The 22356-nt window shown below is 49.3% G+C and carries 17 protein-coding genes and 1 tRNA gene; all 18 read right to left on the minus strand.

Going from position 1 to position 22356, the window contains the following annotated elements; translation table 11 throughout:
* Nucleotide 1: 1 nt before the first annotated feature.
* Complete coding sequence (locus LLG46_14450) at nt 2–985, minus strand: glycosyltransferase (GenBank protein ID MCE5324498.1); 984 nt, start codon at nt 983–985, stop codon at nt 2–4.
* Nucleotides 985–2208 (minus strand): DegT/DnrJ/EryC1/StrS family aminotransferase, encoded by a 1224-nt coding sequence (locus LLG46_14455; protein ID MCE5324499.1) that lies wholly within the window; start codon nt 2206–2208, stop codon nt 985–987. Before LLG46_14455 ends, LLG46_14450 begins: the two co-directional genes overlap by 1 nt.
* Nucleotides 2208–2873 (minus strand): acetyltransferase, encoded by a 666-nt coding sequence (locus LLG46_14460; GenBank protein MCE5324500.1) that lies wholly within the window; start codon nt 2871–2873, stop codon nt 2208–2210. Before LLG46_14460 ends, LLG46_14455 begins: the two co-directional genes overlap by 1 nt.
* Entirely contained in the window at nt 2863–4179 is a 1317-nt protein-coding gene (locus tag LLG46_14465) for an ABC transporter ATP-binding protein (GenBank protein MCE5324501.1), read from the minus strand. Before LLG46_14465 ends, LLG46_14460 begins: the two co-directional genes overlap by 11 nt.
* Before the next feature lie 9 nt (nt 4180–4188).
* Nucleotides 4189–5052, minus strand: a complete 864-nt coding sequence (locus LLG46_14470) for an ABC transporter permease (protein MCE5324502.1) — start codon at nt 5050–5052, stop codon at nt 4189–4191.
* 14 nt (nt 5053–5066) lie between these two features.
* Nucleotides 5067–7409 carry a polysaccharide biosynthesis tyrosine autokinase gene (locus tag LLG46_14475; protein MCE5324503.1) on the minus strand — a complete coding sequence of 781 codons (2343 nt, stop codon included), beginning with the start codon at nt 7407–7409 and terminating at the stop codon, nt 5067–5069.
* A gap of 205 nt (nt 7410–7614) precedes the next feature.
* Nucleotides 7615–8388 carry a hypothetical protein gene (locus tag LLG46_14480; protein ID MCE5324504.1) on the minus strand — a complete coding sequence of 258 codons (774 nt, stop codon included), beginning with the start codon at nt 8386–8388 and terminating at the stop codon, nt 7615–7617.
* A gap of 35 nt (nt 8389–8423) precedes the next feature.
* Nucleotides 8424–9203 carry a sugar transferase gene (locus LLG46_14485; protein MCE5324505.1) on the minus strand — a complete coding sequence of 260 codons (780 nt, stop codon included), beginning with the start codon at nt 9201–9203 and terminating at the stop codon, nt 8424–8426.
* Nucleotides 9204–9603: 400 nt separating this feature from the next.
* Complete coding sequence (locus tag LLG46_14490; protein ID MCE5324506.1) at nt 9604–10350, minus strand: carbohydrate-binding family 9-like protein; 747 nt, start codon at nt 10348–10350, stop codon at nt 9604–9606.
* Nucleotides 10343–12415 (minus strand): sodium:solute symporter, encoded by a 2073-nt coding sequence (locus LLG46_14495; GenBank protein MCE5324507.1) that lies wholly within the window; start codon nt 12413–12415, stop codon nt 10343–10345. Before LLG46_14495 ends, LLG46_14490 begins: the two co-directional genes overlap by 8 nt.
* 16 nt (nt 12416–12431) lie before the next feature.
* Complete coding sequence (locus LLG46_14500) at nt 12432–13682, minus strand: Gfo/Idh/MocA family oxidoreductase (GenBank protein MCE5324508.1); 1251 nt, start codon at nt 13680–13682, stop codon at nt 12432–12434.
* The gene (locus LLG46_14505) at nt 13679–15829 is read right to left on the minus strand and encodes a hypothetical protein (protein MCE5324509.1); all 2151 of its coding nucleotides are present in this window, start codon (nt 15827–15829) and stop codon (nt 13679–13681) included. The genes LLG46_14500 and LLG46_14505 overlap by 4 nt, the downstream gene beginning before the upstream one ends.
* Before the next feature lie 41 nt (nt 15830–15870).
* Nucleotides 15871–15945, minus strand: a tRNA-Val gene (locus tag LLG46_14510).
* A gap of 63 nt (nt 15946–16008) precedes the next feature.
* Complete coding sequence (locus tag LLG46_14515) at nt 16009–17427, minus strand: VanW family protein (protein ID MCE5324510.1); 1419 nt, start codon at nt 17425–17427, stop codon at nt 16009–16011.
* A gap of 66 nt (nt 17428–17493) precedes the next feature.
* Complete coding sequence (gene cysS / locus LLG46_14520) at nt 17494–18936, minus strand: cysteine--tRNA ligase (GenBank protein ID MCE5324511.1); 1443 nt, start codon at nt 18934–18936, stop codon at nt 17494–17496.
* The gene (cysE, locus tag LLG46_14525; GenBank protein ID MCE5324512.1) at nt 18917–19570 is read right to left on the minus strand and encodes a serine O-acetyltransferase; all 654 of its coding nucleotides are present in this window, start codon (nt 19568–19570) and stop codon (nt 18917–18919) included. The genes cysS and cysE overlap by 20 nt, the downstream gene beginning before the upstream one ends.
* A gap of 217 nt (nt 19571–19787) precedes the next feature.
* On the minus strand, nt 19788–21767 hold the full coding sequence (locus LLG46_14530) for a tetratricopeptide repeat protein (GenBank protein MCE5324513.1): 1980 nt from the start codon (nt 21765–21767) through the stop codon (nt 19788–19790).
* 217 nt (nt 21768–21984) lie between these two features.
* The coding region (locus tag LLG46_14535; GenBank protein ID MCE5324514.1) for a hypothetical protein at nt 21985–22356 on the minus strand (372 nt) is incomplete at its 5' end.

Consider the following 22356-nt stretch of genomic DNA (forward strand, 5'->3'; position numbering starts at 1 on the left):
CTCAGTAATGCTTGTCCCGCTTATGTGTAAAAATACGCTTGCATGCGCGAGCTAAATCATAGCCGAACGGGAAAGATAAACGCAGTGAGTGTTCCAAAGCATGTGCAAACTGACCATGATGACCGCGCGAAACCCATAACTCGGCCAATGCATATCTCCTGGCCTGCCGGATATCTCCACTACGCTCATATTCGCCGGAAAGGAGATGGCAATATGCCGATATGCCGCGGTTGAGCTGTTTTGTATAACGCCGAGGAAGACAGTTGCGCATCTTGAGGTGATCGCTCATCCCAGATATGTACTTCTTGCGCGCCGACAGAGGCCCATGCACCCCGCCGGGATGTATACGGTGGTCCGCCATGATCTCGTCGACTCTCCTGATATCACCATGCATTGCATTGAGTATGTGCACTGACCAGTCACCAACACCTATATCATAAAACCATGACGGTATCTCATCGAGAAAGCCATTGCGAAAAACAACCGTGCAAGTGCCCAGGAAGTTATAGACAAGCAGATCGTCCAACGTCATAACATCTCTGGCTGTGACTCCATACAACGAATCCGGTGGATATACCGGAAAATCATGCTCGACATCCGATCCCTCAACAAAACATTTCATCGGGTGCCAGCATATCGAACACGTCGGAGCAGCTTCCATCAAATCGACCTGCTTTTGCAGCTTACTCGGCGAGGTCCAATAGTCATCTCCCTCAAGCAGCGCGACATATTCTCCCTTGCAAGCATGAAGAGTGGCAACCAGGTTGGGAAGCATACCTATGTTATGCTCCGGCAGCAGCGGATGGATAATATCGGGGCAGCGGCTCTGATAATTGCGGACTATTTCGCGCGTGCCGTCGGTCGAACAGTCTTCTCCGATTATAAGCTCATAATCGAAGTCGGTCTCTTGCGTCAGGACGCTCTCGATTGCCTGCGCAATGAACTTCTCGTGGTTGTATGTTATCATGCAAACACTGAGTTTCATTATCTTGAAGCGCCGCTTTCACCCGAAGATAGCCGCTCGGTTATTTGACGCCCGTTTGCAACAGCAGTCCTGATTATACGGCAAATTTGTTTTATCTCGTCTGTCCCCACGGCTGTTCCCGTCGGCAGCGACAAGACCCTCTCGGAGAGTTTCTCAGTCTCAGGCAGCAGGAAACCGGCATGCGGGAAGTAAGACCGATATGGCTCCATTCTGTGGCAGCCGGGATAGAAATATCTCCTGGCTATTATATTCTCCGCATGCAATACATTCAGCAGCAGGTCTCTGCTGATGGTCGCAGCGTCCTCGTCGACCTCCAACACCATATACTGATAATTTCTCCGCTCGGTGTCGCCATAATCGATAACACTTATACCAGGGACTGCATCCAACTCGCGCTTGTAACACTCGTAGTTCGAGCGGTTCACGGCAATGAACTCGTCCAGGCTTTCCAGCGAAGTCAGTCCCATCGCCGCACAGACTTCGTTCATCTTGCCGTTTGTGCCGATGTAGATCACATTGTCATAACCTGCAAACCCGAAGTTCTTCATCAGTCGGATTTTGGCCGCCAGATCGTCATTGTTTGTAACGACTGCACCGCCTTCGAGTGTGTTGAAGAATTTGGTGGCATGGAAACTGAATACTTCGCACTCACCAAAGTTGCCTATCATCCGACCATCATGCGAACAGGCCAGAGCATGAGCCGCATCAAACATCAGCTTGATATGATGCTCATCGGCAATTGCCTGCAGAGTCGCAGTGTCGCATGGCCGCCCCCATAGATGCACGCCTATAATACCGCTGGTCCTTGGCGTAATCATACGCTCCACGCAATTTGGATCGATGCAGTGGGTCGCTGGATCGATATCGCAAAAAACCGGCGTTATCTCCTGCCACTGCAGCGCATGAGCAGTGGCGATAAAGGTAAACGACGGAACTATGACCTCGCCTGTCAGTCCTAATGCACGTATCGCTATCTCGAGCGCAACAGTCGCATTGCACATTGCTATGCAGTGACGTGCGCCTAGCATATCGGCAATGCGCGACTCAAACTCCTGAACATATTTGCCATTGTTTGTGAGCCATCGTCTGTCCAACAGATCGTTTATTCTAGCCATCAGTTGATCGCGATTGCCTACATTGGGCCGACCGACATGCAGCGTTTTCGAGAACGCAGGTTTTCCACTAAAGATCGCTAAATCAACTGATGCTTCATTCGATATCATCAAAAACTCTCCTCGCACTTGCGCACTGCCCGCGCAGGAACACCATATGCTACTACACCCGAACCGATATTCTTCACCACTACCGAGCCCGCGCCTATCAACGTACGCTCACCAATTGTTACACCGTCGGCAACAGATGTACCTATTCCTATCCAGGACGAATTCCCAACACTTACACGCCCGGCGATATGAACTCCTGGGCATATGTGCGTGCAATCACCGACCGTGCATTCATGATCGACACTTGCCGAGGTGTTTATTATCACACTCTCGCCAATATTGCACGATGGACCTATCACTGCGCCCGCGCATATGACCGCACCTGCCCCAATATGGGTCTCCTGCGCTATTATTGCACTCGGGTGAATCAGTGTCGCAAGCTCAAAGCCCTTTTCGCGAGCAATATCGGCAGCACCGGCCTTGGCAGAGCAATTACCGAACCCAAATGCGATAAACTTTACCGACTGCGCATGCAGGCCCTCCAGTTGCTCCCTGCCGCCCAGAACATGCGCACCGCACATAATCTCACCAGCACGAGCCGGATTATAATCATCCAGGAAACCAACCAATTCATAGCAGCCGCACAGGCGCACGATGTCTGCAATAACCATCGCATGCCCGGAAGCGCCCCATATGACTATCTTCTCTTTTTTTTCAGGCAACATCAATTTGCGGCTCTCTGAGTTGGTCTACATCTAAATTCGCAGACTCGATGAGGTCGGTATGCCACTCCATACGCGGCCTCACGGCACCAGGAAACTTGCCATGCCAACTGCCTCTTCGGCTTATGTCATCACCCACATCGAAGACGAGCACATCCTGCGCTTTGTATATGACATTACACTGATCCTGCACAACAAGCGCCTCAACACGGTGCATGCCGTCATTCAACAGGTCCGCTGGAATTATGCATGTGCTGCGGAAAAGACCACGAGGGAACGGCTTACCATGCCAATTTGGCTCGTCCTCGGGCAATGTGTTGAAAACTATAATGCCGTCCTCATTATAAATATGCAGGCTGAGATTCAAATAAGCGCCCGGCTGGTTATTCCAATACTCGAACTCCAATATAATCGGTTTGTTTATTACAAGCGAGCAATCCGAATCGGAGCTCTCCGGCCTGACACTCACACTCCTGATGCGCACCTTGTCATTTCCGGGAGCACCGGACATATCATCCCAAACCTGCTTTGCAACCGATGAGACGGATGTCTGAAGATATTTGGAAGCCACAGTGCCGGCCTCACCAATTGTTCTGACTGCTCCCCCATCAAGCCATACCGCACGATTGCACAGCGTCTGCACGGCGGTCATATTGTGGCTGACAAAGAGGATCGTGCGGCCTTCACGAGAAACATCCCCCATCTTGCCTAAACACTTCTTCTGAAACTGAGCGTCGCCAACCGCCAACACTTCATCGATTACAAGAATCTCAGGCTCCAGATGAGCTGCAACCGCAAACGCAAGACGTACATACATCCCTGAGGAATACCGCTTGACCGGCGTGTCGATAAACTTCTCGATCTCAGAAAACGCTACGATCTCATCATATTTGCGGTTGATCTCTGATTTTGTCATGCCCAGGATCGCACCGTTGAGATAGATGTTCTCCCGGCCAGTGAGTTCTGGGTGAAAGCCGGTGCCCACCTCCAGTAGACTGGCTACTCGACCATTTATGCCTATGCGACCGGTTGTCGGCTCTGTAATGCGACTTATCACCTTGAGCAGGGTCGATTTGCCCGCGCCATTGCGCCCGATAATTGCGACACGGTCACCCTGCTCTATGTCAAAAGATACGTCCTTGAGCGCCCAAAACTCCTCTTTGGAGGCCGGGAGCATGGAGCCTTTTTTGCGGCTGGATATTATCCTGTGAAAGGCGTCGGTGACCGCATCGCGCAATGTGCCCGATGCCCTTTGATGACCGATAATGTATCTCTTGCCTATGTTCTCAATATTTACTGCTGTGCTCAACTGTCATCCTCAAATTATGTCCGCAAAGGTCTTTTCGGTCTTCCTAAAATATCGGATGCCGCCTATAAGTAATAGCCCAACCAGAACAATCGACAAAATAAAACCAGGCATATATAAATCTGACTTTCCGCCCAAAATCGCCCACCGAAAACCATCAATAACCCCAACCATTGGGTTAACAGAATAAAGTAAGCGCCATTTATCAGGAACTACACTGCTGCTGAAACCTACCGGCGACACATAAAGACCAAACTGCACCACAAACGGCACTACATGCTGGAAATCTCTATAACGCACATTCAGCGCTGCTACCCATAACCCCACGCCAAACGCCGTAAGAACTGCCATGACGGTAAAAAGCGGGAGCAATGCAAAACGCCAATCGGGCATGAAATGGTAATATGCCATCAGAACTACCAGAATGGCGAACGATATAAGGAAGTCAACAAGGTTTACTATGACAGCACTCGCAGGCACAATCATGCGAGGAAAATATATCTTGGATATAAGCTGGGCATTGCTTACAACACTTGTACTGCACGAAGCAAATGCTCCGGCAAACATCTGCCAGGGCAGCAGAGCAGCAAAAACCAATATTGGATATGGAACGCCATTAGAGGGCATCTTCCCAAGACGGCCAAACACCACTGTGCAGACCACCATGGTCAGAAAAGGACGTAAGATACTCCATGCAATACCTATGGCCGTCTGTTTATACCGGACTAAGATATCGCGCCACGAAAGGAAAAAGAAAAGCTCTCGATAAGACCACAGATCGCGCCAGTAATGGTGTTCAGTCCGTCCCGACTCGATTACCAGACTGAAACTACCATGTTTGTGCTTTCCATCAGTTTTATCAACCACTTGCTGCATATTCGCGCATCTTCCTAGTCCGGGAAAGGATTCTCCTGGCTGTCCGCTTGCTTATCAGGTCTACCACCTTCGCCAGACACTTTTGCAGAAGTTGCTTCAGGAAGCGCATCCACGTCTTTTTTGCCGTTGCCGGACTCAAGCGCGGTATCCGGCGGCACAATTGCAGAACTCGCGTAATAGTGTGAATAGAAATAACAACTGTCGATATTCTCAGGAGCCAAACGATTGACTACCACACCGAGAATATTTGCCTTTGCCCTGCGCAGCAGATCGCGAGTCTGGGTCTCAGTCCCACGAGGAACCATGTTCGCCGATACTACCATCACAACCGCATCGACCCAACTTGCGAGCATCGGCCCATCACTGAATACTATCGCGCTGGGAGTGTCAAAAAGCACCAGATCGCAGTGCTCCTCGAGACGCTTTACCAAATCCTGCATCCTGTCGGAACCAAGCAGTTCAGACGGGTTCAGAGGCTGCGGACCCGCCGGGACCACTATCAGGTTCTCGACTTCGGTCTGTTGGAAAGCATCGGTCAGATTATCCTTGCCCTGTAACAAAGTGCTCAAGCCGGCCTCATTGGGAACATTAAAGAACTTGTGAAGGCTCGGACGGCGCATATCGGCATCGATCAAAATTATACGCTTGCCAATCTGCGCAAGAGCTATGGCCAAATTACAAATTGTCGTCGTGCCGCCTTGACCCGGACGGCCTGTCGCAACCATCAACGTCTTGAACGGCGAGTCCCTCAACTCAAATAGGATGTTGGTCCTCAATATCTTATATGACTCCGCCATTGGCGAAATAGGATACATATGAGTGAGCTTCGGCAGCATGCCGTCGCGGCCGGTCAGTTTGGGTGTCAAGCCGATCACAGGCAGCTCAAGCAGCTTCTCGACATCCGCTGCATTTCGCATGCGTGTATCTATCGAGTCGAGCCAGATAACCGTTACTATGCCAAGAACCAGCGAGAGAATGAAACCATATACGACAAGGACTTTCCGCGAAGGACCCTGCTTGAAAGGACCGGTAGCCTCCACAGACCAACTAAATGGAATAATTGAACCAGTCCTTGTGGATTCCTTTTCCGCCACAAGCGCCTGATCATACTTGTCCGAGAGCATCTTGAACGTGTTCTCAGCCTGATTGTACTCAGTCATCAACTCGGCAAGCTCCGGCTCCGCCTTGGCAAGACGATCTACATTGCCTCTCGCAGCGGCAAGACTCGCATTAGTCGAAGCAAGTTTCGCCTTGGCAGTCGCAAGAGAATACTGAGCATCAGAACGCTTGCGCATCAGCTCCTTATGTATTTCGTTGATTGCAGGCTGAGAGTAGCTGCTCCCTTCACGAGCAATCTGACCTTTCAAAGATATAACACGTGCCTGAGCGGCTTTGTATACATCATGTGCCGGCTTATAGCGTTGCGCAATCAGCCTAAGATCAGACTCGGCCTGAGCAAGCTCATCCTGAAGCTTTTGCACCTTGGGGTTCATCTCAGACGGTAGAGACTGTTGCGATACAAGAGGCTGGACCTTTAGTTGAGCGTCAATGTCGCGCAAAGCCGCTTCGGCTTCCCTGACTTCAGAAGAAGCATTGTCCCGCACCGCCTCAAGATTTGCCAGTGAGCCGATCGAAGACTGCGTTTCGGCATCTACCGAAAGAACATTATGAGAACTCTTATAGTCCGCTATTTTGAGATGCAGTTTCTGTAGGCTGGCCTTCGCCTCCTGCCTGCTGGACTCGAGAAACTTTGCGTATTTGCGAACGTCCTCGCGGCTCTTTTCCTGATATGATTTCGCAAATGACTGGGCAACCGCATTAGCTAAATATGGAGCGTCTGTGCCATTGGGCATTCTAACAACCACTCGAATTATATCAGTGGTGGTACCGTTTTGACCTATACTCGGATTTTGTACCGGAGTAACCTCTAGGATATCCTGCCAGTCCTTGAATTGCAGCAGCTTGCCTCGAGTCTGTTCAACACGAGTTACCTGCCTATACGGCATCTTATTCGCAGTTTCAGCACCCATACTCTCAGTTATCGTTTGCTTCTGATCCTCAATCGAATCGGCCAGAAAGTCGAGTGCACCCTGATATACTTCATAGCTTTGAGCTAGTATTATCAAATTGCTTAGTATGACACCCCGATCGGGAGCGGCCACGCGGTCATTATCATTGGCTGTGGTCGTATTGCCACCCTGCATTACCTGTGCTGTAGGCGACACCAGAGCCGTGCCTTCATACACAACCTTTGGCTTTGGCGCTGCAGCCGCAATTACCAAAAGAGTAACCGCTACAATGCCGACTATGATCCACTTGCGTGCCTTTATAACTTTGATTAGGTACCAAAAGTTCATATGTCTACCTCTTCAACATTATACCACGACCATATAGGTATAATCTCAAGAAAGTTTGCGGACGCATACCAATGAGCCTGAATGCACAGTCATGCTCTTGCACAATACGATTATCAGATATGGATCAGTTCCCACAGACAAAAAAACGCCGTGCATATCAACTCTTATGCACGGCGCTTTCACAGCAAATACTAAATGTGTCTTTCTAATGCTTTGTGACTTTTCGCCTTATGATCCCTATCATAGTCAGACCAATCGAGCCAAGGAGCATCGTCGGCACCTCAGGCACGTCTGGCGGCGAGTAGTTAGGCACAAAGAAAATCAGATCCTGCTTACTTGAACAGACAGCCAGATAGTAGGAATGTGTGGAACCGTAACCATCCACAGCATTGGCAACTGCATCATCATAGTAGCCCTGTGCAGTGGAAGCAATACTTGACCTGATTGCTCCACTGTAGTCGCCGCTGATGTTGCCCAAGGCAAAGTTGCCCATTCCTAAGTCCCTATTGATATCCCATGTGCCGTCACTGATAGCTTCCCATACGGCTACCTGGATCGCTGACTTCTGGATCTTCAGAGTCGGTGAGTCATCACTGGTCTTAGTGTCCGTCCACTCTGTGTTGTGCTGGACCATGTAAACAACCCTGTCCCAGGCAGTCGAGTTTATCACCGTAGTCGGTGTGCCGGTCACAATATCCGCTTCCCACGTCGTACCCCAGTTGATGGTCCCCGACAAGTCGATACACAGCATGTTTGTATTTGTGGTCGTGTTCATTACAGTATCGTATATCTGGATGTACACCGGACCGATAGCTACATTCTGTGACTGTGCTAGACTTGTCCAGATTGTCCCGTTGTATGACGGATAGTAGTTGGAATTATTGACTAATGTCAACTGATAACGACCACTAGCCGTCGCGGCAACACTTATAGCCAGGATCAGGGCAGCCGCTAGTAATATTAGCCTAGAAATCTTCACGTCGTCCCCTCCTTTTCTTTAATAAGAGTTTTATATCAACATGCTCCCCGTTTCAATAGAACGGCTGGCACGGTCGATATTATTATCCAAAGGTCAAGCATTATCGATCTCTGATCAATATATTGCATGTCCATTCGGACGCGCTCCTCATATGAGGTCTCACTGCGCCCGCAGGTCTGCCAAATACCCGTTATGCCGGGTGTGACTGTCTTGAACTGCTCAACTTGCGGCCCGTATTTCTCTACCTCGTCATTATGGATCGGCCTCGGACCCACAAAGGTCATGTTCCCCAGCAGCACGTTCAAGAGCTGCGGAAGCTCGTCAAGACTCGTTTTACGCAGGAACTTGCCGATGTTCGTGATGCGCGGGTCCTGCTTGAGTTTACAGTTTATGTAATACTCGCTCTTTAGATCGTCGTCCCGATCGAGAATCTGTTCAGCCCCGTCAACCATGGACCGAAACTTGAACATGTCAAAGCTATTGCCGCCCTTGCCGATAACTCTTCGCCTGAAGAATATCGGACCGGAACTGTCCAGCCTGACCAATATGGCTATTATCGCAAATAATGCGCTTGAAAGCAGCAATATCGCTGATGCCAACCCAATGTCAATAGTTCTTTTTACAACAAAATACGCAACTCCCGCACCACTGCGTATTTTCGCAAGTCGCCTGCGCCGCTTCTCAACCGCTATGACTGCAGCAATACCCATGGGAGCCAATATACACGCAGATGTCTCCGGCACTGAGTGACCCCCCGCCGGCAGCCCAAATGCAGCACCCGCCACTAGCAACAACATTACTGTCGCTATAGTCAAACTTAACAAACTCCACCCCCAACAGATACTAAAAAGCCACGCGATGAAATGATGCTGCTACAACGAGCAGCTACAGACCGATCGCCCAAATCAGCCCGTCCATCCGTGGCATAGCTACAGTAACTAATGCATTTATAGCACGGCTACTTGCACAAGTCAATAGCTCAAGAGCTAAAACAGGTAATTCTACGAGTATAATTTTTCAATTACCACTCGTCAGAATACAACCTGTTAACACTTTGGAATCCGGCTCACTATTCCAACAAAAAGCTGGACATTTTGCTATGACGCAAAAAATGTGCCATAAAGCACAGTATGTTTGCCGGGTCTTGTGCATTTACACACAAAAAAAAGCGCCTCCTCCCTATCCGGCGGCACTTTATAGTCGGTTAACATCATTCTAGTCAGTAAACTTTAGTGATGACCATTGAGTATGATCATGGAAATCTACTTTCTGCAGTGATGAACAACTGCTCAACTCAACCCCGTTCGGCAAATATATTGAATAGTCATATCTGGCCAACAGAAACTTCCACTGGTCACCGGCTTTCGGTCTTTTGTCCTTCAAAGATGGCAATTCGGCAAACGGAATCGCTATCTCCATCCGCCAGCACTTGTCTATATCGCTCGGATCGTTGATCGTGCCGTCTATGTCTATCCCAACACGCAGACCATCACAGTTCCATGCAGACCATCTATGGCAGTCCGACCCACCGGCATATCTTCTCAAAGAATAAGCATCATAGACTGTGCCAAGGGCATTTATCTCGAAGTTGTAGTATGCCTTGGTCGTGATATCCGGCATTATGAAACACTCGAGACAGTCTTCCTGGCATGTAACAGAGTCGCGCTGAGTGCGCATACTCCAAATATCCTTGTCATATGCGCAATAGGAGACATATAGATAATCATTGTCCCACAAGACCTTAGCCTCGGTCCTGCTCAACGGCTCGGCGTCGGTCTCTGGAAGCACAAAATAGATAGTTTGGGCTTTATTCCAAGCCCCGCTATCTATCTTGCCGTCAATTTTTATCTGACCGCAAGCTCGGTGACAGTCGTAACTTATGGTCGGAGCCGCCATTACACTCCCAGCCAGCAATACCATCAAAAATGCAACAGCCCAGAGCTCACCTGATACACTATGCACTATTGCTGCCTCCATCTGCGTCTGTCTGCTTTGTAAGGGATGATTCAAGCGTACATTCTGAATCTGCTGACAATCCCACTTCGGACACCTGATCATCTTTATAACCGTGAAAACTGCCATCATCACTGTTGTCTCTGACCTCCGCCTTGAGTGCAGCAAACAAATGCCTGATATCGTGTATGCCTCCAACAGTGAACCATACGGTCATCGGCAAGCATAATATGCTGGGGATAATAATTATGCGCAGGTATTCATATGACATCCACATCGAATCACTGACCGGATGCAGCAGGTTTATTATGCTGAATATTACAAACCATGAAAACCACATCATATTCCAACAGACAAGTACGATTGCCAGAACCTTATCAAACGTCGAAAACTCCTTGGTAATTCCAACTATCATCGACCACCGGCTCCGCTGCTCGTGCTCAACTACATGGTCTGCCTGGACTCTGTAATTTCCTCGATGGAGCATCCGTTCCAAATTATATGGCTCCTTATTGCGACCTGTAATCAGCGAAACAGTAACGTAGACCAGGGAGGAACATATCATGGCCATAAACCACAGCCACTGGTTGTTAATGGGGAAAGCATGACCCGTTTGAGCAAGATATACCTTGGGCAGAATCAATCCGCCTACACCCACAACAGCGCCGACTACAAGTGCTGAAAATGCCGCTGGAGTCGTACCACGACGCCAATATAGGCCGCCGATGATTACCGCACCCGATCCACCTAACCATATCGTGCCCGTTATCGCAAAGAAAAATAATATCTTCTCGGACGGCTGATAAAGCAGGCTGAACACAAACGCAAATGCCGCCACACCCAGGATTGACCAGCGCAGAAGTTTTATATGCTCCTCAGGACTCAGGACCTTGTTCTTGATGGGCATATAGATATCCTGAATGAAAATCGATCCCCAGGAGTGCATATATGTGTCATGACAGGTGAACGAGAAAAACAAAAATATCGTCCCAAGCAGGCCCTTTACCGCAATAGGTAATATATGCGCCATCACTATCGGTACACGCATTTGATCTTGCACGGATTCGTTCGGTATCTTGGCCAGAGTGGCGCTCACTATGTGAGCCTGATCCGCAAACTGCGGCAGCCGCATTATTGCAACTGCAGCCAGCGCCGCTGTGGTGATCGCTATACCTTGAGGAATGTTTCGCCATACCCCAATGATCCCGCCCATCTTCTGCTCATGCGGATTTCGAGCGGAACAGTTGAAACCCTGAGCGCCCTGCCACGACAAATGCGAGAAAAATCCACCGAACACGGCTATCAGGTAATACCAGATGTTGAAGTCATTGACCGCACTCGTGTGAAACGGGTTGATCATAGACTGATCCTTTGGAGCCATCGATAGAGCCTGCATCATCTCAGGCCAGCTTACTTTAATGAGAATGGTCGCCGCCACAACGATGAACGCAAACGAACAGAACATGCCCTGTACACAATCTGTAACCATCACCGATATTTGACCACCCATGTTTACAAACGAGATGGCAAAAGCAAGGTCAATAAGCATCACCAGCGCAATGCTCGGAATGGCAAAATCGATGCCGGGAATGTGGAAGTGATCGGGAAGGCCGCAGAAGTAAATAAAAAACCTGGCTGCCACAGCAGGGAAAATTCCAAAGTTAATTATACCGCTGCTCCAGCATAATATTCCCGCGAATATACGCAGCTTCCTTGAATAGCGCATCTCCAAAAACTGCGCCATCGTCATTGCACGCGTCTCGCGGAACCTGTAATATACCCAGCCGGTTAATAGTATTATTAATCCAACCGGAGTATGGAAACCGCTCCACCACCCGGGAGAAAGTCCTCTTGAGTAAAGCACCTCAAACATTGCAATGAATGAGATTACACCCGTTCCACCCATATTCTGGGCTATCGTCAAGAGATATCTGCCGGCCAGCCGGTTTGCAGACAGAAAGTCCGATACACCCTTCATATAGTGACGGGTGCTCAAACTTACTAACCTTAAAGCAACAACGGCCACTATCATTATTGACCAGTCGATAATACTCAAATTGCCCAAGTGCATCATCGTAAATACAATCTCCCTACCGGTTTGCCGGAACTGCGTGATATTTATTCAGGTCTACCATATCGGATATCAGAACATTTTTGCCCGTTGCAATCGACTTGTTGGCCGCTATGCCTATGAGAATTGATATAGCCCCAGAATAGGTACTTGCCATATGACCCAGAGGATCGGGCAAGTCACCCCGGAATATCATCCTGCGCAGCTTTTCATCACCGCCGCCATGTCCGCCACTGGACTTGAGAATATGGTGGCTTGTCTTGCAGCCTTGACGATCATATACGTCAAATATGTATGCGCTCTCACTCGCCCTTTCGCCACTGTGATACTCAGCAAGCTCAAGACGACCATCAGTGCCATTGATGCTGGCCTTGAAACCCTCATACGGACTGTGCGCAATCAAAGAATAACTTAACATCACACCGCCAGCATAACGAACATTGACACTCATGGTATCCTCGATGTCTATATCATCGGAAAATATGCAGCCGTCTCTGTGATAGCCGTCAGCAGACTCGCATCGGAAATATAATTCATCATTAACAGGATCCTCTTTTATATCCAGATAAAACTCGCATGTCCCGTTACAATTGCATGTCATGCAGCGCTCACCATGCGGCTGCTTGTCACTTGTGTAAAACCTGCGGGTGCCGAATGCCATTACCTCAGCAGGCTCATCATCGATCCACCAATTTATCAGGTCAAAATGATGAGTCGACTTGTGAACAAGCAGTCCACCCGAATTCTCTTTCTTGCGATGCCACCTGCGAAAATAATCCGCTCCGTGTTTTGTATCGAGTATATACTCAAAATCAACATTCAGAATTTTACCTATCGCGCCGTCCTTTATGGCCTGCTTGATGGCAGTTACATAAGGAGTAAATCTGTAATTAAAAGTTACGATGACCTTCTTGCCACTCTTCTTTTCAGCGTCCAGAATCGCCTTGCACTTTTCGGCGTTTATCGCCATTGGCTTTTCGAGTATCACGTCAATGCCACTATTTAGGCATTTGACGGCATACTCATCATGATACCTGTCCACAGTCGTAATAATCGCTGCATCAGGCTTTGTCTCTACCAGCATCTGATCAAAATTCTGATATGAAGGGCAATCAAGGCTGGAAAGATGTTTTAGCGCTTCTGCGCGAAGTGGATTTATATCACATACGCCCACCATCTGAGCACAATCCGCGTATGTGGATGCAATAGGCTTCGCATACATTTGCAGAGCACGACCACCCGTGCCAACTAATACATACTTCTTTCTCATAATTCCTTACCTTCCAATACATTCAGGGTGACTGCTATGTCGTACATCTTTTCTATAATCTCAACCGGGGTATAGAAATATCCTATTGCGCCCTCATAGCCGATCCTGGAGTCGCGCGAACACAGACCCAGCATCTTTCGCGAATTGACCAGCTCATCCTTAAGCAGGTCAATTAGCCGTGATCGCAATACCCTGTTTTGGGGCTCACTGATGAGCCTATTTCTTATTATAACAAATTCTGTATAGCTTGCAGCAGTAATTAAATGTATCATATATGCTGTGCAAATTCCAAGGTCTTTCTCATTTTCCGTGCGAAATCGTAGTTCGGACTTGGCAACAGCCTCTTCTAAATGACCAATCCCTTCGGCAAACAACTGCGTAGCCTCTCTAAATGCCATAATTACGATCTCAGGACCAAAAGGCTCGGTAATCTCATCTATGCGCTCAGAAGCCATTGCACCCATGCCGTGCCGCCAACTCTCCGGCTCCATAGAAAACCGCAGACCTGGTCCGGGAATGAGTGCGCTGTGATAGAGCACGCCAAGCGTATGCGGCAGCCTGCGCATACCCTCGCCAAATGATCGCCAGGCGGCAATGGCCTCATCTGCACCGGAACCATAATACTTAATCGCCATGGCCTCTGCAGCGTTCTGCTCACCCTGATGCGCAAGCATTTCCATATTCCTGCCGGGATATGCCCCGAATATCCAACAGCCCAGCATACCGTCCACACCCAGACTGCGTATTTCGTTAAGAAGTTGGTCTATGTTGGTCATGACAGGCATATACGGCAGAGCATTGGACTCGACAGTGCTGACAATTGAACACTTTGCATGCACTGCCCTGCCCTGCATGCGAGCTGCATTGATTATGTCACGGGCAAATTTGGATGGAGACATATGCCCTATGGTGTATTCAATAAGCCCGACCTGAACGCCATGAATATTGATTTGAGTGTGCCTGGCCCAATCCACCATTACCTCGACCTTAGGATGCAAAGACACAAGCGAATCTTTGACACTCTCAACATCCATTATGAAGTCCCATCCCCACAGCCACTGGATTACCCGCGCCCTTGACCCGACCGACTCGGCAACCTCCATTACGATATTGGCCATGTCTGCAAGCACATTTGCTATGCCGCGTCTCATGCAGGCAGGACATGTATGATCGGAAAGATGAGAAAAACAGTTGGTGCGGTTCTCGGAGGCGCTGATAATAATCACGCCTCCAAGATCAGGAACTTGAGAAAATAAAAATCCGGCAGCCTCTCCTATCCACTGCCTGACCATATCTGAAGATGTGCACATACCGAAGTGACCGGGGTGATCCGTCGATTCCATGCCCTTGGCCTCGGGATACTTATCGAAAAATTCGCCGGGCATAAACCTGGGTTCGTTTATGTAGGCATACAGTTGGATGCCGTATTTGCGAGCTTTTGCCACCTGTGCACGCAGGTTCTCTATCCTGACCTGATGACCCTGACCGAACTCGCTGAAAATTTTGCTCGGCGCAATATCGCGCAGCAGCAAAGGCAGCCAACCTGCATTCACGCCTCTGTTTTTGAGCCTGCTCAATATCCCTTCACTGTAAAAATCCTCACCGGTCAACAGAAAGTCGCCATGCGAGGCTGTGTAGCTGTACATCATTCTCAACTGCGGATAAAGAGTGCTTTCATCAATAATCGAATCATGCTGTTCCGGTTGACTAAACTCAGCAAGAAAACTGAACGGTCTTTCCCATTCATCACTATCGCTAAAGAGATCGGATGCATAATCCTTGAAAGACGCAGATGCAGTTTTGTCGAAATCATCAATGCTCAGATCATCGATTACTTCGGGTTTCGCGCCCACTTTTACCGCGAGAAAGTCCATCTCCTGCACAGCTTTTTCGTAATCTGACTGAGTCATGCCCAGGAGCCGAGCGATGGAGGAATGCGTTAGGAGGTCATGGTTGCGGCGAACTATCAGCGGAAATGCACGCTCTTTATCAAGTGGACATGTTGATGGAAGTCCCAGCGCCTGCATCCATCCATGGACCACTTGTGTATCTACGCCCAAGAAAGATGCAAGATCAGAGGTCGGAAGGAGATCGTGGTTTCGTAAAAGAAACCTCTGTAATCGGCTTAGCCTGTGAGGATTTGACATGTATCGGCTCCGAAAATAAAACTCTAGGGGGAAAATTGAAGTGGTGGGCGGTACTGGATTTGAACCAGTGGCCTCTTCGGTGTCAACGAAGCGATCTCCCCCTGATCTAACCGCCCAGGAGCATCTGGAGACTATTATACAGAATGCGGCTGCAAGTTGTAAATAGCTTGCGCTGTTGTTTATAAATTGGATTCGGTTTGCTTAGACACAGAAACATCATTCGCCACACCGACAGGCTTTGCCTGAGTCATATTTGTGCCTGCTTGTGTCGGACCCACAGCTATTATCTTGGCCTGCGGCGGATAGCGGTCATTCGAGACGACCTCCGTCAAATCGGCTCCGTCAGGTTGGCTAATTTTCCTGTACACCGTTACCCTTACACCTCTCGCGCCCTTATCTATGACTTTGTGAACGCCGGAAGCAAGAGTGGCATCGGTCACAGTCTCGGCAGGCTTGGGAGGCGAATATCTCACAGGACCGGTATATATCTTTACGTCCTTTTTTTCCTGCGAAGCGCCGTACAGGTCAACTGCTACATTACCCCGGCTGATACTCGTCAAAATGCAAATGGGTGAGGCGTTGGAATTGGTAAACCTGAAATCGCGCAGGCCATAGGCTACTGTGGCATCACGCCCCGCACCTACATAAGGAACCGTCCGCGAATGCGGATGGCGCTCGATGATGTGCAGACCGGCGAGCAGCACAGTGTTATACAACGTCGTTGAAACCTGGCAGATACCTCCGCCAACCCCTGGCTCGAGCTTGCCCTTCACAAAAATTGGAGCGTTCCTGAAACCTCTGCCCAGCACCCTGGGACCGACTGCGTCGTTATAAGAAAATTCCTCGCCCGGCTTCAGTATTATGCCGTTGATCGATCTGGCAGCCAACGTGAGGTTATGAGTGCGGTCGACCTTGCCCGGATTGAACGGCGTGGTAAACCGTGCAAGCAGAGTGTCGATGCCACGAGCATCTTCTGCAGTCACGTCCGGCTTATCGGAGATGACCGGAAGCGTCACCACCATTGCATCCGTCCTCAAAGCATTCGAGATGACCTTTGCGGCTCGGTCCTCGTCAAGTTTGATGCCTACACTGTCCTGATCGACTTCCAGGCGGCCTGATACGACTTTTATCTTGGCGTCCTTGTGCGGCCTGTTGACCGATCTGGCAACCTTGGCGATTGTCTTTTCTATTTCATTATGATCGAGCGCAACCTGCACATCTATGGCCTTGCCAGTGCTGGTCGGGTTCAGAACGCAGATCATGCGGCCTATAATATTGCCCTTTCGCCCGACGGCCATCGCCTGGTCGACCGATTCTTTCCACTTGATATGAGCGCCGAAATCGGCAACCGAGCCGACCCAGCGTGAATCTAATGCCGTGAGGGTAATCCTTCGGTCTGCCCGCTTGGCAGCCCAGGCACGCATAACTCTTTCAGCCCGGGAACGGCTGAAACCGGATACGCTTACGTTCGATATGGTGACTCCCTTGCAGATGCGGCCAGCGGCGCCAAATGACAGCGTCTTTACGAGCGCCGCCGCTATTGGAATCACTATTATAAGCGCGATCACAATCGCCTTACGACTCGCCCCGAATTTCAACTTCAGCCCTTTCAAAATGGATGACGGAGATATTTTGCTCCATCCCCTAATAACTTATATCTGCACTTAATCCGTTTTGTGCCACAGAGTCCCGCCAGGGGTATCCTCCAGGACAATCCCCTGCTCACTCAACTGCTTTCTGATCTCGTCTGCTCGTGCCCAGTTTTTGGATGCACGTGCCTGCTCTCGCTCCTTTATCAGCGCCTCGATATCGGAATCCACACTGGTCGCCTGCTCGGCTGCCTCGCGCAGCTTGAGCCCAAGCACGCGATCAAAATCATACAGAGCATCCAGCACACCATACTGACTGCGCTTCTCGGCTTCACGAATCAGCTCGTTGACCGCTGCCATCGCCTGAGGCATGTTCAGATCGTCCGTAATGGCCTGCCTGAACTTGTCTCTATGCTCAGCCACCCATGGCTGCTCTTCACCGCCGATCTGCTTCGCGCGCGCAACAAAGTCTTTCAGGTTCTGATAACCAGAAGCCGCCGCATCCAAAGCATCCCATGTGAACTTCAACTTGCTGCGATAATGGGCCGAAAATGCCATAAGCCTGTAGGCAAGCGGATCATAACCCTTATCTATTAACGTCTGGATGCGCAAAAAGTTACCTTCACTTTTACCCATTCTGCGCTCTTCGGTGTCTTCCTCGCCTGCCCGCTTGGTTAGATCGCCGACAATCAGGAACGTGCCATGCATCCAATATCGCACAAACTGCTTGCCCGTGGCAGCTTCACTCTGCGCTATTTCATTCGGATGATGCACCCAAATGGCATCTTCGCCGCCTGTGTGTATATCCAGCGTCTCGCCTAGATACTTCATAGACATAGCTGAGCACTCAATATGCCAGCCCGGAAAACCGACTCCCCACGGCGAGTCCCATCTCATAATGTGGTTTTCAAACCGGCCGACTGCCTTGAACCATATTGCAAAATCGGCCGGATTACGCTTCTCCGGGTCTTCCTGAACCTCTTCGCGTGCACCAATTACCTTCTCTTCGAGTGACTGTCCGGTGAACTTGGTATAATCCGGAAATGTGGACACATCGAAATAGACAGCCTGAGCAGTCTCATATGCATGATCGCGCTCCAGAAGCTTTTCAACTAGGGTGATCATTTCCGGCACATGCTCGGTCGCACGACACCTCACCACAGGAGCCTCGATATTAAGCGCTTCGATGTCTTTGAAAAACTGATCCTCGTAGAAGCGGGCTATTTGCCATGGGTCCCTGCCGGTCTTGCGTGCCTCTTTCTCCATCTTGTCTTCACCCATATCCTCATCCGAAGTCAGATGGCCGACATCAGTGATATTCATTACATGCTTGACTTCATAGCCGTCATACTCAAGAGTGCGGCGTAGTATATCATTAAATATGTACGTTCTGAGATTGCCGATGTGTGCATAGTTATATACGGTGGGCCCGCAGGTATACAACCTTACTTTGCCGGGCTCGATTGGCGCAAACTCTTCTTTTTTCCGGGTTGCCGTATTATAAAGCTGCAGGGTCATCTTCATCTCCCTTGTCGACTTTTTGAGATTTCTCTTCAAGCTCCTCTATCCTGAGCATCATATTTTTGATTATATCCATCACAGGGTCAAGATCACGGCCATGAGTAAGTGGCACACGGACCCCATCCTGCATCACTACACGTCCTGGAATACCGACAACGACCGAATTGGCAGGCACATCCTTAACCACGACTGCGTTTGCACCGACCTGTACATTATCACCAAGCGTAATTGCTCCCAAAACCTTTGCTCCGGCGCCGATGACAACATTGTTGCCCAGAGTTGGATGGCGCTTTTTCTTCTCAAGGCTGACGCCGCCGAGAGTCACGCCATGATATAGCAGACAGTTCTCACCCACGTCCGCCGTCTCGCCAATAACCACACCCATGCCATGGTCGATAAAGAAACCTCTGGCGATGGTCGCACCGGGATGTATCTCGATACCTGTGATAAACCTGTTCATCTGCGAGACCAGACGTGCTGCAAACTTGAGCTTGTGGCGCCACAGAAAATTCGCGATCCGATGCCAGAATATGGCGTGCAGACCGGCGTAAGTGAGCACCTCCCACGAGTTACGCGCGGCAGGATCATTGCGAAATACGGCTTGCCAATCGGCTCGAAAGTTGTCGAACATATCAGTTTCTGTCGTCTCGCTAAAGAAAAGACCCTCCGCTGCTCGCGAAAGGCCCAAGTTCACACGATGAGTATAACATGTCGCAAGCTGTTTAGCAAGATTCCGATCGGATATCCGCAGCAGCCTCACTATGAAACTAAGTAATGCGGGCTAGAGACATGTGTTCTGAATATACGCGATCAAGATCAAGACGTGCTATTTACTTAGCGTAAATTGCTTAGTGTTGAGACAATGCCTGCTCCAATCGAGGACTGACCGGACAACCAAGTGATTTTGTTATTTCTACTTCTTTGCGCGCCCCATCAAAATCACGGCATTGAAAAAGCAACACTGCCATTGCATTATGAGCCGGTCCGAAATTCGGATCAAGCTTTATAACTTCTGTAATCTGCTCAAGGGCTCCCTGAATATTACCCTGCTTCTGCATTAGGCACCCAAGGTAAAAATAAGCATCCGCCATCTTCGGGTCATTCAACTGTGCCAGCCTCAAATGCAGCTCTGCTTCATCGACTCTGCCAAGTGTTATCAGCACACTCGCCAACTTGCAATGCGCCTTCGCCATGTCCGGATTATATCTCAGCGCCTGCCGATACTCCGCTATGCCCTCGTCAATCATACCCTGCTCCACGAGTACATTAGCCAGGCTATAATGCGTATCGGAATAGTTCGGCTTCATCTTGATCGCTTTTTTAAAGTGACGGATCGCCTCGTCGGTCTTGCCCAGTGTGGCATAAGCGCTCCCTATATTACTGTGCGCCAGTGGGAAGTCAGGATTGATCTTCAATGCGCGATTCAATTCCTTAATAGCCGCGTCAAGCTTCCCTTGTTTTAGATATATGAACCCCAGCGCATTATGACCCCGTGCAAAGCTTGGATTCATTTTAATTGCCGTCTTCAGTTGGTCGATGGCTTGTTTCGGCTTCCCTTGATCCAACAACGTTCCGGCAATACAACACCTTATTACGCAATGCCCGGAGGTGGCGGACATGGCTTGTTTAAAAAGAGCCATCTCACTTCGCCAGCAGCCAGTCTGGAAATATGTCATTATGATCAATATCAATATGATGATGCTCGCGCCTACAGCAGGCACATAGCGCAAAATTTTTGCCTTAAACCGCTTCGTCATATCCGGGATCCCCCAAGCTATGATTATGAACAAACCTATCAATGGCACATAAGTATACCTGTCTGCCATAGCCTGCTGGCCCACTTGAACCAACCCGATCACCGGGATAAGCGTGACTACATACCAAAGCCAACCCATCGTAATATACGGCCGTCTGCGTGCAGCCAGCAGTGCTGACGATGTCAGTACAACCAGCAGTGCTGTGGATATTAATACATGCCAGAGGGGTAGTGAAGTCTCGGGATGCGGATAGAGAATACATAGTTTTGTCGGCCACAGCATTTTTGTTATATATGCTGTGTATGACACCACAGCGTTCGCAAGACGTACACCAAATGGATAATCCTGCAACAGCTGCACGGCACCGCCACTTTTCTGCACCATTACTGTGATTACACACGAAGCCGCGGCCATCACAAACATCGGTAGCTTTTCAAACACGAGATGCCGCCATGTGGACTGCTTGCCTGCACCTGCACACCTCTCAAGTGGCCAGTGATCCAGCAGCAGTAGCACAAACGGCAGCGTTACCAACATCGGCTTTGACATTAATCCCAACGCAAACCAGACCAACATTATCAGATAACGTCTAAAAGCCGGCTTGTTGACATACGTCACATACGCCCACATCGTAAGCATCCAGAAAAATGTGCTCAGGACATCTTTGCGTTCGGATACCCACGCCACAGATTCCACGTGAAGCGGGTGTACGGCAAATGCTGCCGCCACAAAGGCGCTTGCCCATAAATTCCCTGTCATGCGCAATAACAGTAAAAACAGCAGGAGTGTATTGGCCAGATGGAACAGCAAGTTTGTCAGATGATATCCCCAAGAATGATTGCCATAGAATTGAACATCCAGCATGTATGATATCCATGTAAGGGGATGCCAATTCACCGCACGCGAGGTTGTGAATGCCCAGACAACGCTCTCTTGCGTAAGCCCATCATGAATATGACGGTTATGGATTATATATTCATTATCATCATAGTTGACATAGCCAAAACTCATGACTCGGCAATATGCAGCAATGGTTATAAAAACCAGAATAATACATATCAGTAATCGCATATGGATATCCGAAGATTTTTTCATCAGAGGGGATGCCTTTGTTGTTGAACTGATACCTGAAGTATAATCATGAAAATATTCGGATGTCAAATTGCTGTCTATGCACGAATAAGCACACAGAGCATGACATAAATAAAAAGAGGTGGAGCATTACGCTCCACCTCAGTGTTCGTGCGGTCAGTTAATCCGTACGATTTATGTTGTTCTACTTACGGGATTACGGATTTAGCGAGTAGCCAAGTCCTGTGGCTGCATACGGATTGTATCCGCCGAAGCCAGTGGTTCCGTAAGCTCCACTGTCAATGAACTGACTCGAAAGAGCAAAGCCAGTTCCACCATTGACAACCTTGAACAGAACGCTGTTCAAGCCGGCACTGAGCGGGATTCCCTGATACTCACTGCCGATTGTGCAACCGCGGCCTGTCGGATATGCCACTTCGTCTATCGTATACTGCAAGGATCCGTTGACATATACCATCAGCCAGTCATCAGAACCGGTCGCAACAGCCACACTCGGTGAATCTGTCTCAGACCATACATACAGGAATGCATATGCTGCTGCATTCTCTGTGGTCGCACCGAATGCATC

This window comes from bacterium (assembly GCA_021371935.1).
Lineage (GTDB): Bacteria > Armatimonadota > UBA5829 > UBA5829 > UBA5829 > UBA5829.

Coding starts and splice junctions, on each gene's coding strand:
- LLG46_14470 (MCE5324502.1), bottom strand. CDS start 5,052: ATGCAGCAAGTGGTTGATAAAACTGATGGAAAGCACAAACATGGTAGT.
- LLG46_14500 (MCE5324508.1), bottom strand. CDS start 13,682: ATGAGAAAGAAGTATGTATTAGTTGGCACGGGTGGTCGTGCTCTGCAA.
- LLG46_14450 (MCE5324498.1), bottom strand. CDS start 985: ATGAAACTCAGTGTTTGCATGATAACATACAACCACGAGAAGTTCATT.
- LLG46_14495 (MCE5324507.1), bottom strand. CDS start 12,415: ATGATGCACTTGGGCAATTTGAGTATTATCGACTGGTCAATAATGATA.
- LLG46_14530 (MCE5324513.1), bottom strand. CDS start 21,767: ATGCGATTACTGATATGTATTATTCTGGTTTTTATAACCATTGCTGCA.
- LLG46_14460 (MCE5324500.1), bottom strand. CDS start 2,873: ATGTTGCCTGAAAAAAAAGAGAAGATAGTCATATGGGGCGCTTCCGGG.
- LLG46_14475 (MCE5324503.1), bottom strand. CDS start 7,409: ATGAACTTTTGGTACCTAATCAAAGTTATAAAGGCACGCAAGTGGATC.
- LLG46_14505 (MCE5324509.1), bottom strand. CDS start 15,829: ATGTCAAATCCTCACAGGCTAAGCCGATTACAGAGGTTTCTTTTACGA.
- cysE (MCE5324512.1), bottom strand. CDS start 19,570: ATGTTCGACAACTTTCGAGCCGATTGGCAAGCCGTATTTCGCAATGAT.
- cysS (MCE5324511.1), bottom strand. CDS start 18,936: ATGACCCTGCAGCTTTATAATACGGCAACCCGGAAAAAAGAAGAGTTT.
- LLG46_14455 (MCE5324499.1), bottom strand. CDS start 2,208: ATGATATCGAATGAAGCATCAGTTGATTTAGCGATCTTTAGTGGAAAA.